Here is an 18,262-nt window from a genome sequence, read left to right on the forward strand (position 1 = left end):
TGAATTATGCTTATATCAAAAGGAAACGTAGTATGCATGCAGATAATCAAAAAACCCGCAAGATTTAATCAAGATTCAGTCAAGGTGCGAATATGAAACGTGTCTTAATTATTGAAGACGACCTCGATGCTGCGAATGTGCTTGAGGCTTACCTTAAACATGATCAGTTTGTGACGGCGGTAGCCAGTAATGGTCAACGTGGTCTGGAACTGGTCTTTAGCTGGAAACCGGACCTCGTTTTGCTGGACGTCATGCTACCAGCAATGAGCGGAACGGACGTTCTGCTGGCTGTACGCCGCCGGAGTGATGTACCAGTGATCATGATCACCGCCGTGAGCGACGGTAGCGACAAAATCAGTGCGCTGCGTTTTGGTGCTGATGACTATGTCGTTAAACCCTACAACCCGGGCGAGGTCGTTGCCCGTGTACGCGCGGTTCTCAGAAGATATTCGAGTGAGCGAGTCACTAATATTATTCAGTTCAGAGGACTTAAAGCGGATATGGAGTCGATGCAGGCAACGGTTGAAGATGAACAGGGTGCATCTACATTATTGGATCTGACTCCAACGGAATTCTCACTTCTTGTGACTTTCCTTAAATCGCCCAATAAGGCGTTTACCAGGCAAGCATTGCTGGAAGCATGCCTGCCTGACAGTTATGCACTCGAACGTGTTGTGGACACGCATATTTATAACTTACGCAAAAAGCTTGAGTCCGCAGGTCAAACAGATCTCCTCATTAACATCAGAGGCATTGGCTACAGGTTTTCAAACATATGAAGATGAATCAAAACAGACAAAAAAAGGAGCCAGGAACCTTATGGTTCTGGATTTGCGGCCGTCTGATATCCCTTGCTGTTGGATGTATCATTCTGATCGCTTTTTTGATGTGGTTACGCTTTTATGTGCAGAACAAATGGCATGAATACCGCATGCCGGAAGATGTACGTGCTGAACTTGCCGTACTGATAAAAAATCCGCGCCTGAATATCAATCGTTATCACGAGATTATTGATACCTGGTATGGCCTTTCTTATTCCGATCCCTCAATGGGTGTAATGGACTGGCTAGTACTAGGAGCCCTGATACTGTTCTTCATCCCGGTGATCGTCCTGATTACACTTAAGGCCGCGCGCCCTATTTCGCGTCATATCGGCAGGCTCGACCGCGCAGCCCGATCAGTTTCTGAAGGTGGGTTCGGCTTTAAAGTGCCCGTTCCGGATACCCTGCCGCTTGAATTGCAACGTCTTAGTGAAAACTTCAATGATATGTCAGTGAAGCTTGAACGTTATGAAAAGGATTTAAAAAAGGCACATGTAACGCTGGCACATGAGCTTCGTTCCCCTCTGACCGCTGCTACAGGTCGCCTGCAGGGAATGATTGACGGAATATTTGAGCCAGACGAAGACCAGTTGAAGATGGTGATGCGTCAGCTTAACGAGCTGAACAGGCTCGTCGAAGATCTGCATCTTCTTAAACTGGCCGATGCCGGTCAGCTTAACCTGGATGTTATGCCAGTAAACCTCAGTGATATTGTACGGGAAAAAATCGCGTGGATAACACCTTCCGCTAAAAAAGTTGGGGTGGACATTATCCACCATCAGAAACAAACAATCACTTGCATGGCTGATCCGTACCGTATAGGTCAGGTGTTCCTGATACTGATGGATAATGCGCTACGCTATGCAGCTGACGGCAGGGTTCTTGATATAAGCTATCGTTCTTCCTCTGAAGCTGTTGTTGTAGTGTTCAGAGATAGCGGCCCGGCAGTTGCTGATAACTTCCTTGACAGTATCTTCTCTCCTTTTGTGCGTGAAGATGTATCCCGCTCGCGTCATAGCGGAGGATCAGGACTGGGTTTATCAATTGCGCGGGCAATCTGTGAAGCTCATGGTGGAAGGCTAAGCGCTGAAAAAAACAAAGGAAAAGGATTATCTTTCTGCATAACCCTCCCCAGGCATTAAATTTTTCAGCCATTGAGGTATTCTTAACAATGCGTGTACAGTTCCTTGATTATCGTCTGATTAAATGCATGGTAAACGGAGGTTTACCATGTTGTCAGGTTTTATTGAGAGCTTCTTGTCTTCGTGCGATAAATTTGATGATAGCTGTGTCTGGATTATCATTATCGCGATTATAATTTTTGTCATTCAACTTTTTGTGGCTATCCTCCTGGACACAAATCACTCAACCCGCAATAAAAAATAGCCTGCATCAGCTATGTTTATTTAGTGCGATGCCGGAAAGTTAATAGCACAGCACTTTCCCCGTCTTAGTGGCCTCTGACCATCTCAGTTTGTATTCCCAGTTTTTTTCGTACATTCCTATTGAAAAAGCCATCTTTTTATTCTGTATGGCGCATATTCTGCGGGCATCAGATATATTTGACCACATGATCAGGCTTCCAGGGCTGTACTGTGAAAACTGTGGGTCCAACCCCCCATTTGGCACATCAAAATAGATCATATTTTCACTCGATGCTGCAAGAACCAGATCGATGGCACAAGGTACGCCTGCAAAAAACATAACATTGCCAAAAATCATATGGCGAACAGAGGACAGCAGTTCAAAAATTTTCTGTCGGTCATAGCATCTGACTCTGTCAGCAAAACGCAGTTTAAACAGATGCACATAAAGTTGCGCAATCTCTCCTGCTGACATGTCAGCAAGTCGATAGCTTTCGCCTCCCTGAGATAAAAACTTTCTGAGTTCGCTATTTCTCTTTTTGGTCGTTTTAACCGAAAAGGAATCTTTAACGCGACACACCTGCCTTTTCGTTCTGTAGATAAAAGCAGAGTTAATTATGTTTGCCCGGTTATCAGATGACAGCCGGTTTGTCTTTTCAGGTAGCCAGATTTTTTGCTCTGCCGCAACGGGAAGCATAATTTCGTCGAAGGAGACCGGGTATTCGCGCCAGACATTTAAACCAATATGCTTATTATCAACGGTGAAATAAGCTGCCGTCGTTATCCCATTTTGACAATAATGCCAGAATCGAAACTTCATTCGACCCTGGTTCATAAAAAACATGACCATGTCGGGGTGCATATTCACGCTACCGCCAAATTTATAATACGCTTCAGCGTAAACATCATAATTACAGGGAACCCACCCCATAATGGTATGTTTAAGACTCATAGTCCTGTGCCCCAAAAAATAATCAGATAGCGCTATCGCCGCCCAGAACAGAATACAATTTTACGCCCTGGATAAGGTATTTCAGACGTGATTCCAGTAACTGTTTACGTGCTTCAAGAAGTTCATTGTTCTTTTGTACCAGACCTTCAGTACTCAACTGGCCTGCCGCCTGCGTCATTACGGACATCTGGTATTGTGTCATTGCAGCCGTGTAAATCGCCTCACTATCGCCATACCGGGCTTTCATTGCCGCCTGTCCTGCAAGTGCATCGGATACATCCCTGAAAGCCTGCTGTATCGCCTTCTGGTAATTAACAATTTCGACCTGTTTATTCAGCTCAGCGATGCTCAGATTTGCCGCATTTTTCCCGCCATCGAAAATCGGCAGGTTAAGCGAGGGGACAAAACTCCAGCTTGCCGTTCCCGCGGACAGGAGGTTGCTCAGCTCTGCTGAGGTTGAGCCACCCGCCGCGGTTATTGAAACCGAGGGGAAGAATGCTGCACGCGCAGCGCCGATTCGGGCATTAGCTGCTTTCAGAGCATATTCTGCTGCAACAACATCCGGGCGTCTTAGCAGTACATCCGAAGGAAGTCCGCTTTGAAGAAGAGTGAAGCGCCAGTCCTGACTGAGCGTGACGCTATTGAATAACGAAGCGGGCAGCGGCTGACCGACTAAAAGCTGTAGTGCATTGTAATTCTGCTGTGCCTGCAATTTAAATGCCACCAGTTCTGATCGGGCGCGGTCAGCGCCTTTATCGGCATCAATAACATCACTCTGGGTCAGAGCACCTTCCAGGTATGCCTGATGTACCATTACTTTTTCTGTCAGTTTATTCTTCAGAAGCTGCGTGGATATTTCTGCCGCCTCACGGCTGGACAGATAATTGAAATATGCGCTCACTGTTTGTTCTATTAAATTGATTCGCAGCGCCCGGGATGTTGCACCGGCAGCAAGATATTCATTCAGAGATGCTTCTTTCAGGCTGCGCAGACGCCCCCAGAAATCAATTTCCCATGACGCTGAAACCAGTTTTGCATCGAACTGATGATATGTAACAGCTCCTGTATCGACTGTGTCATAAATCCCTGCGGGTTCATGTGCAGCTGTTTTCTCGACAGTCATACCAATATTAGGAAGCGTGGACAAACGGTCTGCACCATATTGTTCCCCAACCTTTTTAAGATTCAGAGCAGATACCTGCAAATCTTTATTGCCTGCGATGGTCAGTTTGATCAGTTGTTGCAGTTTTTCGTCATTGAAATAAGGCGCAGAAGAACGGGCAACGTTTGTTCCCTGAAGAGAAACTTCCTGTTGATTCCACTTCAACGGGATCGCTGTTTCCGGCCTGTGATAATCCGGCATCAGGCTACAGCCTGAAAGCAATAACGCCGAAAACAATGTGATGGTAAAGGATGAAAATCTTGTAGTTTCCGGTATCATTACTCTTCCCCGAAGTCATGTTAATTGCCATAGCCGACGGCCATACCCGTCCCTCAGAAAGATTATCCAGACCTTTATCAATAAACGGTCAAGGGCAATTCAAGGTTGATGCAATATGCCAGGAAAGAATGACTTTTTTATACCCATTGACTGTATCTTGATAATTCCTGAAGCGTTCCTTGTTCTTTGTGCGGTTAGATAACGGTATGGAATAAACCGGGATCTACACGATGCAATATCAAAAAAAATACATCATTCAGAAGCCACTCACATCGGTTTCAGGTCTGGCCGTATGTGCATTTAGCATGTTGCTGCTGCTAACGGGCTGTGATGATAGCCAGGTTGCACCTGCTTCTTTGCGGCCGGTTAAAACCTGGGTCGTTCCAGAGGCGCAGCATGTTCCTCCATTAACCTGGATTGGCACCATCGAGCCTTCAGAAGAGGTCACTCTCCAGTTTCGTATAGACGGAAAACTGGCCAGAAAACTGGTAGATGTCGGCGCGAAAGTTGAAAAAAACCAGCCCGTTGCCCTGCTGAATGGCTCCATGAGCCAGGGCGAGAAAGCGGCGGCAGTAGCTGAGTACCAGGAAGCTGTATCTGCCGAACAAAAAGGGCGACAGGAACTTGATAGGACAAGAAAACTGTTCGCTATAGGAACGGCCTCCAGAGCGCAGCTTGAGGAAATGGTGTCCTCTCTTGCCGCACTGAATGCACGTAAAGTCCGGGCTCAGGCGCAAAAAGACGCAGCATTCAACGAATCGGATTTCAGTACGCTGAGAGCGCCTTTTGATGGTGTGGTCACGGCGTATCTCCCTTATTCCGGACAAAACATAGCAGCAGGTCAGGATATCCTTAAAGTCGCCTCCTCCAAGGCTGAAGTTCAGTTCAGTGTTTCGTCCGGACTGGCTTCAAAATTACATGCCGGAGACCCGGTATCCGTCAACGACGGGGTCTCCCGGATCAAAGGGCAAATAAGGTATATCACACCCCAGCTTGATAGCAGCACACGTACGAGTCTGGTCCGTGCAACGCTCTCAGCAGCGGAAAATGAACCTGTGTTTGGATCTGCTGTATCAGTCGAACTGAGTGCGTATGACGATACCGTTATTCCTCTACCCGCCTCTGCACTTACCCGGGCAGGTAACCAGCCCGCTGTATTTATCGTTGATCCGAAACTCGGAAAACTCGTCATCCGCCCGATAAATATTGTTCGTTTTTCTGACGATAAGGCATATGTATCCTCTGGCCTCAAAGCAGGCGAAAAAGTGGTTACTGCCGGCGTTAATACGCTACAGGATGGCGAAAAGGTGGATGTCAGCGCTGAGGCAATGAAATGAATCTGGATAAACATAACCTTTCATCCTGGGCACTGGCCCATCAGCAGATGGTCAGTTTTTTCCTGCTGATCATCATGGCGGCGGGCTGCCTCTCGTTTACCGCACTGTCGAGGGATGAGGATCCTGCGTTTACGATAAAAACAGCTGTTATCAGCGCCGACTGGCCCGGTGCAACGCCGACGGACATGGTGAACCTCGTTGCCGATCCAATTGAGAAGACAGTTCAGGAGCTTCGGTGGTTTGACAGTGTTGACAGTCAGACCCGAAATGGTCATACAAAAGTCACTGTCAATTTGCTGGATGCCACACCTCCGTCGGAAGTGAAACCGTCATGGCAGGAGCTACGCAAAAAAATTCGGGATCTCGCCGCCACGCTTCCTGCAGGGGTTAACGAGCCGGTGGTGAATGATGAATATGATGCTACCTACGGCACCATTTACGGCATTACCGGGGACGGTTTTTCCAGTGATGAGTTGCGAAACATTGCTGACCAGGTTCAGCGCGATCTCCGTTCTGTGAAAGATATTGGGCGCACTGTGCAGCTTGGCGTACAGCAGCAACAGGTTATTCTTAGCTTCTCAGCACGCCAACTGGCCACACTGGGCATTTCTCCTGATGAAATTATGGCTGTACTGAAGAGCAGTAATGCCGTTACGCCTTCAGGCGAGCTGCGAACACGTGATGACCGGATGAGTCTTCTTGTCAGCGGTGCAAAACTTACTGAAGATGCTCTCAAGCGTATCAGCCTGCGCTCAGGGGAGCGTATACTTTCCCTGGCTGATATTGTCACCGTGACCAGAAAAGCCTCAGAAACACCTCAGCCGGTTTTCCATGTTAATGGACATCCGGCGCTTGGCATCGGTATAGCTATGCTATCGGGGGGAAACATGCTGCAGTTTGGCGAGGCTCTTGATCAAAAGCTTGAGCAGATTAAGGCCAGACTTCCGCATGGCATTACCATAACGAAAGTCGCCAACCAGCCAGCTATTGTTGATGAAGCCGTGGATGGGTTTCTGCATGTGCTGATGGAGGCCATTATCATTGTGATAGCGGTCTCATTTGTTTCTTTAGGGCTTCGCGCAGGTCTGGTCGTTGCGGTGGCCATTCCGATTGTTCTTGCTTTGACCTTTACCGGGATGGATTTAGCAGGTATTGGGCTGCAACGAATCTCGCTGGGTGCGTTAATTATTGCTCTGGGATTGCTCGTGGATGACGCGATGATCACTATCGAGTCAATGGTATCGCACCTTGAGAAAGGGGAGCCTCTGCGGAAGGCGGCATCAAGTGCCTTTGTGAAAACCGCGTTTCCGATGTTAACCGGGACGCTGGTTATGATTGCCGGATTCATCCCCGTGGGGTTCGCCAAATCAATGGCGGGTGAATACTGCTATTCATTATTTGCCGTTATCTTTATTTCTCTGCTCAGCTCGTGGGTTGTTGCCGTGCTTTTTTCACCAATCAGTGGTGTATGGCTGCTGAAAGGGGCAAAGCTGCAACATCACGATGAAACCAAAACCGGACGACTGGCAGGCATGTATCACAGCCTGCTCGCGTTTTCGTTCCGCCATCGTCCCGCTGTTATCATTTCATCCGTACTGCTTTTCGGCGTTTCAGTGTTTAGCAGCCAATGGCTCAAAAGTGAGTTTTTCCCGGCATCGGATCGCCCGGAGCTGCTTGTGAGTCTGACATTGCCGCAAAATACAACGCAATATGTTACGGAAAAGGAGACCCGACGTCTTGAAAATATTCTGGATAAAGACGAAGGGGTCAGTGGATATTCCTCTTATATTGGTACTGGCGCGGTTCGTTTCTATCTGCCAATGGATATCCTTTCTGATGCTGAGAATATTTCCCAGCTTGTCGTCGTGGCAAAAGACCTTGAGGCCAGGGAGAAGCTGCAGGCCAGGCTGACCAGAATTATGAATGAGCAGTTCAGCGATATCGTTACCCGTGTCTCACCGCTGGAACTAGGTCCTCCGATAGGCTGGCCGCTTAAATACAGGGTCACCGGTCCGGATTTTAATCAGACGCGAATTTATGCCCGGCAACTTTCCGGCCTGCTGGCAAAGGACTCGCGAGTGACAGGGCTGAATATGACGGCTGGTGATCCGCAGCGTACGGTCAATATTCAGATAAACCAGGCTGCAGCAGGGATGGCGGGACTGACTTCGGAGCGTATTGCTAACATGCTGAACATGTTTTATTCCGGTCTTCCTGTCACAGAGTTGAGAGAAAAAAATCACCGTACTGAAGTCATTTTACAGGGTAGCGAAGATGACAGGAATAATCTTTCCGGTCTTGAAGGGACACTAATCACCACTGAATCGGGTACGAAAATCCCGTTATCGCAGGTGGCCTCATTTTCATGGGATTTAAAGAGCCCGGAAATACAACGCCGTAACCGGGAAGCATCTGTAACTATCCAGGGGGATGTGATCAAGGGGCAAAATGTTGATAGCGTCGGTGCTGAACTTGCGCAGGTTATCACCGAATTCCGTTCAGAACTACCGACCGGGTATAACGTTTCGGTGAGTGGTGCATCTGAGGAGTCTGATAAAGGCAACGATTCTCTGATGTCAGTATTGCCGGTGACCGTTATCGTTATGCTTGGCGTGATGATGATTCAGTTACAGAGCTATTCGCGAGTTATCCTCGCCACATTGATGGCTCCGTTTGGTTTCATTGGCGTGGTAGGCGCTTTACTGCCAACAGGTACGCCATTGGGCTTTGTCGCATTGCTTGGCGTGATTGCACTCAGTGGGATGATAATCCGTAATGCAATTATCCTGATCAGTGAGGTTGATGAAAACATTAAAGCGGGACTGGCAAACCATGATGCTATTGTGAACGCGGCGAAGCACAGAGCCCGGCCCATTATGCTGACTGCATGTGCGGCGATTTTCGGCATGATCCCCATAGCAAGGCAGGTTTTCTGGGGGCCGATGGCTTTTGCGATTATCGGAGGCCTCATAGCAGCCACATTCTTTACTTTAACCCTCCTGCCGGTCTTACTCACCTATTTACTGGATCATGAGTCCAGACGGCGAAATGAAAGCTAATTAACTCAGACAAAAGGTAGCTGTTTCAGCTACCTTTTTAGGAATCGAATGTAATTAGACATTGCGGGTCTGTATTACATTTGTGTAGATATGAGGCAATAATAGTAACCATTCTTTGTCGGGTAGCCTGTCCGGCATAAAATCGCCCGATATAAAATAATTTTATTAAAGTACAGATGATTTAAAAAAACATTGTATTGCGATAATAACATTTCCTCGCCGCGATTATATTTTACACCAAACGAAATTGTCGCTGTATCTAAATACCCCTCACCAAACACTGCTAATTATCTCCCGGGTTTTTCCTGACCGTATGGCTGAACGCTTGCAGAATTCAAGGGGGGGGTTTAACAATATTTTATGCTATTCAGATGTTCACTTATGTATTCTTCTGGGATATATCACAAAAATTTAATAACAGAACATTAAACAATAAAAAATCACACCAGTAGAGAAGCATTTTACTGATCTGATTAATGAATATTCTGTTCGGAAGTTCCTTAGTACTGTGTGACAATTTCAAAGTAAACCAGGGGGCGTCAGATAACAAACTTTTAATGCTGTCGTTCATTTTCCCTTTCGATGGCAAAAATGACTTGGAAAAGTCACTCGCATTTATGAACTTTTGAGGCAAGGTAATGTCATTATATTAAATGAAAAACAAGATGCACTCCATCAAATCGCAACACAACTTTCAGGATGTTACAATATCTATGGGTGGCATTATTGTTCGTATATTTATCTTTAACTGGCGTAATGTGCCAGAAAAAGACATTGTAATGATGTATAATTTCGTGTCGTTGATTATTTTTTGATTGTATAAAAAATAGTTGAGTTCTGTTTTGTCTGGGATCGTAGAATCTATTGATTTTACTTTTTCAAAGGATATTAATAAGTCACTTTCACGCATCAGTTATATCAGCGATGTTGTGTAGGGTATACCACAGTGGCTTAATAAACTTAATATAAAGAGATCGCATGATGAAAAGAACAATACTTGCTGTATTAGTGGCTTTGACTGCTGCACAGGCTGCAAATGCTGCTGAGATTTATAATAAAAATGGAAATAAACTTGACCTTTATGGCAAAGTTGATGCGCGCCATGTCATGTCCAAAAATAAAGGTGTCGACGGTGATGCAACATATGTCCGTTTGGGATTTAAAGGGGAGACTCAGATTAACGAGCAATTAACGGGCTATGGCCGTTGGGAGTACAATATCCAGGGGAACAAAGCTGAAAAATCTGATAACACCAGTTGGACACGTCTGGCATTTGCAGGTTTGAAGTTCGGCGATTTTGGTTCTTTTGATTATGGGCGAAACTACGGCGTTGTTTATGATGTTGAGGCATGGACTGATATGATCCCTGTCTTCGGTGGGGATACTTACACAGCTGCTGATAACTTTATGACCGGTCGTGCGAGTAATCTTGCTACATACCGTAACACCGATTTTTTTGGCCTCGTTGATGGCCTAAATTTTGCCGTTCAGTACCAGGGAAAAAATGGTAGCACAATTGAAAATACTAATGGCCGTGCAAACGTACTGGCACAAAATGGCGATGGTTGGGGGGGATCGGTATCCTACAACTTTGGTATGGGAATTTCTGCATCAGCGGCGTATTCCGGCTCCAACCGAACCCTGGATCAAAGAGCAAATACTTTAAATAATGCAAAACATGCTGAGGTATGGGCTACGGGTTTGAAATATGACGCAAACAACATCTACCTGGCTGCAACATATGCTGAAACTCGTAACATGACTGCGTTGGGAGGGAACATTACGGGCGTTACGGATAAGACCAAAAACATTGAGTTGTTAGCACAATATCAATTTGATTTTGGTCTACGCCCATCCATTGGATACCTGCAATCCAAAGCGCAGAAAGACGGCTATGGTGACTTTTATCAGGTTAAATACATTGATGTTGCCACAGCATATTATTTTAATAAAAATATGTCGGTCTATGTAGATTATAAGATTAACCTACTTAAAAAAGACAATGATGCCATACGTGCTCTAGGTATTAATACCGATAACGTAGTTGGTCTTGGCGCGGTGTATCAGTTCTAGTGTTATCCAAGGCCAGCAACTACTGGCCTTATTTCATTTCGGGCATGAAAGCCAAAAAATACTTGGTAGAATTATTGTGAGGCATTATCATGGCCGTGTTGAATATAAAAATTGATGGCAGACTGAAAGAATCCACTGATGCAAAAATGAAAGCATTGAATATTACGCCAACTAAAGCCATTACTTTACTTTATCATTACATTTCAGAACATAATCGTTTACCTTTCAATGTCAATACCGTCTTAAGATCCAGCGATGAGATTAAGAAAATCATCAATGATAATTCTGCTTCTGCTGTAACATCCCTCGCCAGTATAGTTAATTTGATTATCAAAGAAGGCGGCATTGAGAAATCCCGTATTAATGTGGCTGTTGCCGACTTGAAAATGCTTCGTGATAAATTGAAAGCCGATTGCGACACCGTACCATTATGCGACAATAATGCAATTTATCTGATGAGGGCTTGCGAAGTTATATCAAATATCGATTCGGCGATTGCTCACTGTGAAATTATAAATGGGCAATCTAAAGAATACCTTATGATTGAATACTCGATGGCTGTAAAAATCAATGCAATACTGGACTCTTTAGAGCGCCAGACTGCTGCTCTTTAGAGCTAAATTGTATTTATACAAGACCCGTAAGCGCTAACATGGCATTCATTATCAATTATAATTCATTGAGAATACAATGCTAAATGCAGTCCCTCCCATTGAATTTTCTGAACATCGCACTTTACCACCATGTGCATCTGCAATTGCTTTCACCACGGATAATCCAAGCCCGGACGAACTTCTGGCTACGAACTGGAATTCGTTAATACGGTAAAAAGGTTCGAATATTTTTTTTCGATAATACTCAGGTATACCTGGCCCCTCGTCTTCAACCGTGATTATCAATTCCTCATCAATAACACGACATCCAAACGATACAATTCCCTCTACTGAATACTGTAAAGCATTATGCAGAAGGGCCATAATTGCTTGTTTTAAACGTAATGCATCAACATATCCAATACACTGTTCTGCAACCAATTTTAAGATCTTATTGTGGTACTTGAATTCTGACTCCATATATCTATAGATGTCACTCAACATTTCATCAATAGCAATATGCTCCCGGTACAGTTTGAATTGACCAGTATCAGCAAGGCTGACTATTCGTAAATCATCAATGATGGAAGCGAGATTATCAGTTTGTTTTAAGAGTAATGATGCATGTTCGGTGTCCGAAATTATCACACCATCAAGAACAGCTTGTAAATTCCCCCTTAAAATAGTCACCGGCGTTCTTAACTCATGTGCGACAGTTGCATTCCAGATTTGCATATTTTTCGACATTATTTCAAGTTTTTCCGCCATTAAATTAAAGTCTCTTACCAGATTATCCAGTTCTAATAACTTATAGCCGCCAGCTTGCGCTCTTGCAATTAAATTCCCCTCGGCAATTGCCCTTGCTGCACTGGCGATTGAACTTAGAGGCGGAGATAATCGCTTGGTGAATATTAAAGCAAAAAAGAATGCAAGAAATATTGATGCAAGGGTAGATATTAATGTAATCAGATAATCTGATAAGTCAGGAAGAAGATCATCATATTTGCTATAAAAAAGAAACGCATAGATATAAAAGATGACAGTTGAAAGAAGTATTACTAAAAGAGTTAATATAATCAACAACTGAAAGAGTCGATGTAATATAGTTGTCTTTCTCATTATTAATCTCCTAAACGATAGCCAAAACCCCTGACACTCTCAGGCACAAAATAGACCCCTGCCTGTTGAATTTTCTTTCTGAGTTTACTGACATGACTGTCGACGGTTCGCTCACTAGCATTACCCTCCGGTAGACATGCATCAATGAGTTCTTCTCGTGTAAATACTCGTTTTGGATGCTGAATAAGATGTAATAATATTTTGAATTCAGTTGAAGTCAATTCTGCTGATATATCAACTCCTTTTGAACCGACTAACACTTGGTGAGTTATTTTGCTCACCTCCATATTTTTACTTTTAAAAGTAGTCATGCTCTCGTTCTGCTGATGATAATGACTCCTTTTTAAAATGACATGAATGCGCGCCATTAATTCAGCAGGATTGAATGGCTTAACCAGGTAATCATCTGCGCCGGTTTTCAGAGCGAAGACTTTATCAATATCAGTATCGATAGCAGTCAACATCATTATTGGTACGTCAGTAAATCTACGTAACTCGGCTAATACCTGCCAGCCATCTTTTTTAGGCATTCTTATATCGAGAATAACAAAGTCAGGGTGATTGTGCTCTGCGATTTTTATTGCGGCATATCCATCCATTGCATGGAGAACACCAAACCCCTCACGTTCCAGATAAGCAATAACAATTCTGGCAATGTCAACGTCATCTTCGGCAAGAAGGATTTTTCTTTCGACAGCTATGGAATTCATAACTCCTCCTAAATTTACATAAACTACATACAATCTACACATAATTATGTTATAGGTTTTCGATATAGTTGAAGGGGTACTATTCACGATCAACTTTTTTCGGTAATTATAAATGATGGAAGGATGCTGGCAATATATTTACGCTATATAATTTCATTGTACTATTGAATATAATTTATCAAATATGACGCTGTGATTGCACTCTCTGGTTACCTGATTTTAAATCAAACTGTTACAGGGTGCCTTCGTATCAAAGTCAACATTTTAGATTGATGAGTACCTCAGGATTCGATTTGACCAGCGAGTGAATATCTAAAAGGGTCGAGACCAGTGATTCCTGTATCGCTGACATTAATTGGGGAAAGCAGCAGGTGCAAAGACTTATAAACCAGAATACCTCAGCATTATTTCCGGTTTTCTTCTTAATGATATGAATATAGCCGAAATAACGGCCATACTCGCCTTATTTCTCTTCCTGAGGAAAAAATGATTCCCCCATCAATGTAAAAGGTTCGCCACGGTGTTAACAGACATCTCAGAGTCGTTTAAGATGACTTAAAGAGAGGTGTCCATAATTTGTAAAAATTATCACGAAAAATCTAACGTTGAAGCGGTAAATAATGACGGATGTATTTATTGCCTCTCATGTTTCTTTCGCATCTAAAATTAGAGCTATAAAAGAAGAGGTGGCTGAGGTATCTCTGCAATTTTTTCATATACCAATGCCCCATATATTTACTCGATGCCAGCCATGAAAGGACCCGCTCAGCGTGATAGCTAAGGTTTTCTATGAAATATACTTAGGGAAAATAATATTACTGGCGCGAGTGAGTTTTATTTCTCACAGTGCACAGGTCGTAATATTAGAATCATTATTCTCAGTCACTGAAAAATATCATGATGCTATCATTGAAAGCTTCGCTGATCTTGTCAGACGAAATTCTTTTCTTTATTATAAGTCATCATTATCGCAGCCAGAAATGCCATACCTCCCCCTGCTGCCAGTATACTGTAGGCAAATACCCAGCTACCTGTTATATCCATAACAAGACCAAAGCACAATGGAGAGAAAGAACCAATACCGAACCCTAACAGGGAACGGATACCCATTATTCGACCAAGAACCTTTGGTTCGACATTATCTGCAATAGCTGCAGAAAGTACGCCTGAATCTCCCAGAATGAAAAAGTTTCCGATGAAAGCACACAGAAGTACCCAACCCGTCCCCCATACAATTGACCAGCCGGTAAGCACTGAACACAAAGCCCCCATCCCCCCCATTACAATTAACACAGCTGTTCTGTTAAAATAATCCGAAATGGTTCCAACAATAATTGTCGAGAGCATACCTGACAGATGAATGACCGTCGCAATCAACATACTATTCACCACCGGGCTATTCTGAACAGGGATTAGAGCTGTATATAAAAGGCTTGGTGTCCATGCCCAGCTCCCCAGGAGCTCCCAGCAATGCGCGATGTATCCAGATAACAAGAGTAAAGTCATAGTATTCCATCTATTAATTTTATCTTTATCCCGGGAATGTGGTGGCTTCGTTGGTACAAGATCAGAAAATTTGTTTAGCGCAAAGCTACTCGTAATACCGCCGGCAAAAACATAACCGGCACACAGATAAAATGCCACCGCTGTTCCCCAGTTCGAAGCCCCCCACGATGAAATAAAAAGAGAAACGAGATATCCAAGGGAACCGCAAGCCAGAATCATACCCACGGCATAACCTCGTTTAGCAGCGTTGTGCATCTGAATCGCGAGCATAATTGCAGGGGTATATGCTCCTCCTTGCGTCAGACCAATAAATCCTATCAGTAACGCAGCAGAAATATAAGAATGGGCAAAAATTCCGAATAAAAGTAACGCGATACCCCCGAGCCATGAAAATGTAAGATATACTCTCCGGGGACCAAAATAGTCACTTAGCCAGGACGAGGCAAAAAGCGCAAGTGCATTGCTGATATTCAGCATCGTCTGCAGTGAACCTGCTGAAGAAGCATCCATATGCCACTCGTTTCGCGTTACGGGGAGCGCCCCGGCAAAAACCATCGCGCCAATACAGCATGAAGCCCGTCCAATACAAAAGAGATAAAATACATTCAATTTCGCCACCGGTAATTTACTTTTTAGAGTCGGATATAAAACCTTAGTAAGTACCGAAGACGGCGACAATCGATCTTTTAGCAACGCAGTGGTTGAGTTATAATCAATCAATGACACGAGTTCACTCTATCCCACATTTGCTTGCGTTTGAAGCTGCGGCTCGTCACGAGAGCTTTTCTTTGGCTGCGGCAGAGCTTTGTCTGACAACCGGAGCAATCAGTCGCCATATCAGAAACCTGGAAGCTAAACTGGGCGAGGAGTTGTTTTACCGGGAGCATAAAAAGGTAAAACTGACAGAGAAGGGAAAGGCATTTGCTTTGAGTTGCAGAACAATACTGGGTGATCTGGCAGCGGCTGAAGCGTCTTTTATGGAAAGAGCCGCAATTCAGCATGTAACCATTAACTGCCTGCCCACTTTTGCCATGTACTGGTTAATACCGAGACTAGCTGATTTTCATCAGGCCTGCCCACATATTCATATCAACGTCATGACCAGCACGGGTATGGTAACTCCTGGTTCCGATATTGCTGTTCGACGCGATCCCACTCATTTTCCGGACATGGAAGCTATACCTTTTCTTGAAGAAAAAAGTGTGCTGGTGTGCAGCCCTGCTTATCTTCTGAAGCAGAAAGGACAGACAGCAGATAACACACTCATCCATATCCGCGTTCGCAATGATTTGTGGCGTAAATGGTCTGCTCAGGGTTTGACATTACCACAAAATGTCACCCGTCACCTTTACTTTGACCATACTTTTGCCGCAATTCAGGCTGCTGAGGAGAACCTGGGTATCACTCTTGTTCCAGTTATTTTTTGTGCGAAACACCTGATGAGCGGTCGACTCGTCCGACTGGACAGCTTCGGGACCCTGATATCCGGTAGCTATTTCCTGGTTATGCAAAAAAGCGAAACGCTGGCCATGCGTGAGTTTATCCGCTGGCTCAAGAGGAATGTGGCCACTGTTCAAGAAGAGTCTGATCAATAGCTTTTATAATGTTGTGCAGAACCTTGTCAGCTGTTCTCACAAGGATCTGCAGAGAACTGATTTACCGGTTATACAGTCGTTTCAGACCTTCCTTCAAATCCTGTTTCAGGTCATCCATGTCCTCAAGACCAATTTGAAGCCTCAGGGTCATACCTTCAGGAGACCACTGAGTGTGATGTAGCCCCCTGAAACACCGGACAGTAGCTGTATCTCCAGATAAGAGATAGGCTTGAATATATGTCTAACACTAACGCCAATTTTGAGATGACCGGGATCCTGTTAGGGCAAGAAGTCCGTAAACGTAAAACTCCTCAGGAGAAGATCGCCATTATCCAGCAGACGATGGAGCCGGGTATGAATGTCTCCCATGTCGCCCGCCTGCATGGTATCCAGCCCAGCCTGCTGTTTAAGTGGAAGAAGCAATATCAGCAACTGTCTTGAAGGTAAAAATTATGGAGCAACGTGGTGGTACGACTCATCCCATTCTTCGTTCTTTCTGAGCATTGCGTTCAGGATGGTAAGCAGCTTACGCATACAGGCTACCAGCGCCACTTTTTTGGCCTTTCCGGCTGCAAGCAGGCGCACATAAAACGTTTTTATCACCGGATTAAAGCGGGTTGCCACAAGCGCAGCCATGTACAGTGCTGATCTTACGCCAGCCCTGCCGCCAAAAATGGTTCGCCGGCCACGCATAGTCCCTGAGTCCCGGTTGACAGGAGCAACACCTATAAGCGCACTGATTTCGCGCCGGGAGAGCGTTCCCAGTTCCGGAATCTCCGCCAACATCGCGGAAACGGTCATGGTGCCTACACCTTTGATACTGCTCAGGCGCTCAGCAATCTCTTTAAAGTGGTTCCGGATGTGACTGTTCATGTCTTTCTCGAGCCTGGCAAGCTCATCTTCCAGCGCTTTAATGATGGTATTAATGCTTTTCTTGTTCTGTGGATGGGATGGATACAGTCGGTTACGCTCAGCCACCAACATCGCAATCAACTGGCGTCTGCGAACCACCATTGCAGCAAGGGCCTGACGTTCAGCATCCGGCAGTGCCCTGATAAAGCGTTTCCGCTCAGGGTGACGATTAATAACCTCAGCCATCTGCGTGAGGACTCTGGCATCAATTCGGTCGGTCTTCGCAAGATATCCCATTGCACGGGCGAAGTCACGGGCCTGCCTGGGATTGACCACGGCAACCTCAAAACCTTCGGCCTGAAGCGAACAGGCCACCGCAACTTCCAGCCCACCAGTGGCCTCCATCAGAACCAGAGCAACGGAGTGCCGTCTCAGTCCGGTAATAATCGCGTTAAAGCCATCAGAGTCATTGCTGACTGTAAACTGAGCAACATCACTGCTGGCAGCGATGTCCAGTGTGGCTTTGGAAACATCGATGCCCACACAAAGTGGATTTGGCTGACTCATTTTTACCCCTCCTTGCAAATACGTTATGGAATACGGACAACTGTTCGGGTTTCAGATGAGTGGCTCAGCGTATGCGCCAGTCGCTGATATACGGGCTTGAACCCTGGAAGGCATCGGGCTGCATACGTTTTGCCAAATCTAATCGTATTAATTTTAATCAGTCTTCAAGATACAAGGAAGGCAGCCTCACCGCCGTTGCGGCTGGAGAGGAAGTCGTTCCTGCTTCTGAGCTTACTGCTGCTCTGAAGCAGGTCCGGGAGCTTCAGCGCCTTC

At 45.0% G+C, this 18,262-nt stretch carries 13 protein-coding genes and 2 pseudogenes; 9 read left to right on the forward strand and 6 right to left on the reverse strand.

What is annotated here, in order from left to right:
- The first annotated feature begins 92 nt into the window (after positions 1–92).
- A complete protein-coding gene (locus ACMWLG_RS22880) occupies positions 93–779 on the forward strand; it encodes a response regulator (RefSeq protein WP_231533137.1) in 687 nt (228 codons plus the stop codon).
- A gap of 2 nt (positions 780–781) precedes the next feature.
- Positions 782–1,963 (forward strand): sensor histidine kinase, encoded by a 1,182-nt coding sequence (locus ACMWLG_RS22885; RefSeq protein WP_414763040.1) that lies wholly within the window; start codon positions 782–784, stop codon positions 1,961–1,963.
- A 283-nt stretch (positions 1,964–2,246) separates the two neighbouring features.
- On the opposite strand, the gene ACMWLG_RS22890 is transcribed toward ACMWLG_RS22885, so the two are convergent.
- Entirely contained in the window at positions 2,247–3,137 is an 891-nt protein-coding gene (locus tag ACMWLG_RS22890) for a Mig-14 family protein (protein ID WP_231533141.1), read from the reverse strand.
- Positions 3,138–3,159: 22 nt separating this feature from the next.
- Positions 3,160–4,578, reverse strand: a complete 1,419-nt coding sequence (locus ACMWLG_RS22895) for an efflux transporter outer membrane subunit (RefSeq protein ID WP_231533143.1) — start codon at positions 4,576–4,578, stop codon at positions 3,160–3,162.
- Between the two features lie 230 nt (positions 4,579–4,808).
- Here ACMWLG_RS22895 and ACMWLG_RS22900 point away from each other — a divergent pair, with 230 nt between their 5' ends.
- The 4 genes from ACMWLG_RS22900 (at position 4,809) to ACMWLG_RS22915 (ending at position 11,661) form a co-directional block, all read left to right on the forward strand.
- The gene (locus ACMWLG_RS22900; protein WP_231533144.1) at positions 4,809–5,915 is read left to right on the forward strand and encodes an efflux RND transporter periplasmic adaptor subunit; all 1,107 of its coding nucleotides are present in this window, start codon (positions 4,809–4,811) and stop codon (positions 5,913–5,915) included.
- A complete protein-coding gene (locus ACMWLG_RS22905; RefSeq protein ID WP_231533146.1) occupies positions 5,912–8,974 on the forward strand; it encodes an efflux RND transporter permease subunit in 3,063 nt (1,020 codons plus the stop codon). Before ACMWLG_RS22900 ends, ACMWLG_RS22905 begins: the two co-directional genes overlap by 4 nt.
- A 981-nt stretch (positions 8,975–9,955) precedes the next feature.
- Positions 9,956–11,047 (forward strand): porin OmpC, encoded by a 1,092-nt coding sequence (ompC, locus tag ACMWLG_RS22910; protein WP_231533186.1) that lies wholly within the window; start codon positions 9,956–9,958, stop codon positions 11,045–11,047.
- Positions 11,048–11,136: 89 nt separating this feature from the next.
- The gene (locus ACMWLG_RS22915; RefSeq protein ID WP_231533147.1) at positions 11,137–11,661 is read left to right on the forward strand and encodes a type II toxin-antitoxin system RelB/DinJ family antitoxin; all 525 of its coding nucleotides are present in this window, start codon (positions 11,137–11,139) and stop codon (positions 11,659–11,661) included.
- Positions 11,662–11,712: 51 nt separating this feature from the next.
- On the opposite strand, the gene ACMWLG_RS22920 is transcribed toward ACMWLG_RS22915, so the two are convergent.
- The 3 genes from ACMWLG_RS22920 to ACMWLG_RS22930 all read right to left on the reverse strand — a co-directional run bounded on the left by ACMWLG_RS22920 (position 11,713) and on the right by ACMWLG_RS22930 (position 15,701).
- Positions 11,713–12,759 (reverse strand): ATP-binding protein, encoded by a 1,047-nt coding sequence (locus tag ACMWLG_RS22920; protein WP_231533149.1) that lies wholly within the window; start codon positions 12,757–12,759, stop codon positions 11,713–11,715.
- Between the two features lie 2 nt (positions 12,760–12,761).
- On the reverse strand, positions 12,762–13,469 hold the full coding sequence (locus ACMWLG_RS22925) for a response regulator (RefSeq protein ID WP_231533150.1): 708 nt from the start codon (positions 13,467–13,469) through the stop codon (positions 12,762–12,764).
- A gap of 930 nt (positions 13,470–14,399) precedes the next feature.
- Positions 14,400–15,701, reverse strand: a complete 1,302-nt coding sequence (locus ACMWLG_RS22930; protein WP_231533152.1) for an MFS transporter — start codon at positions 15,699–15,701, stop codon at positions 14,400–14,402.
- Between ACMWLG_RS22930 and ACMWLG_RS22935 the strand changes: the two genes are divergently transcribed.
- Together ACMWLG_RS22935 and ACMWLG_RS22940 are read left to right on the forward strand one after the other, a co-directional pair.
- Positions 15,677–16,570, forward strand: a complete 894-nt coding sequence (locus ACMWLG_RS22935) for a LysR substrate-binding domain-containing protein (protein WP_231533154.1) — start codon at positions 15,677–15,679, stop codon at positions 16,568–16,570. The two genes, ACMWLG_RS22930 and ACMWLG_RS22935, sit on opposite strands and share 25 nt — an antisense overlap.
- A gap of 264 nt (positions 16,571–16,834) precedes the next feature.
- A pseudogene (locus ACMWLG_RS22940) lies at positions 16,835–17,002 on the forward strand (transposase); the annotation flags it as partial.
- Between the two features lie 18 nt (positions 17,003–17,020).
- On the opposite strand, the gene ACMWLG_RS22945 reads toward ACMWLG_RS22940, so the two are convergent.
- Entirely contained in the window at positions 17,021–17,989 is a 969-nt protein-coding gene (locus ACMWLG_RS22945) for an IS110 family transposase (RefSeq protein ID WP_028016388.1), read from the reverse strand.
- A 71-nt stretch (positions 17,990–18,060) separates the two neighbouring features.
- Here ACMWLG_RS22945 and ACMWLG_RS22950 point away from each other — a divergent pair.
- Positions 18,061–18,262: pseudogene (locus ACMWLG_RS22950) on the forward strand (hypothetical protein); the annotation flags it as partial.

Origin of the sequence: Enterobacter sp. 01-M-02-SI-ECC (assembly GCF_047530595.1) — a bacterium.
Lineage (GTDB): Bacteria > Pseudomonadota > Gammaproteobacteria > Enterobacterales > Enterobacteriaceae > Enterobacter > Enterobacter cloacae_M.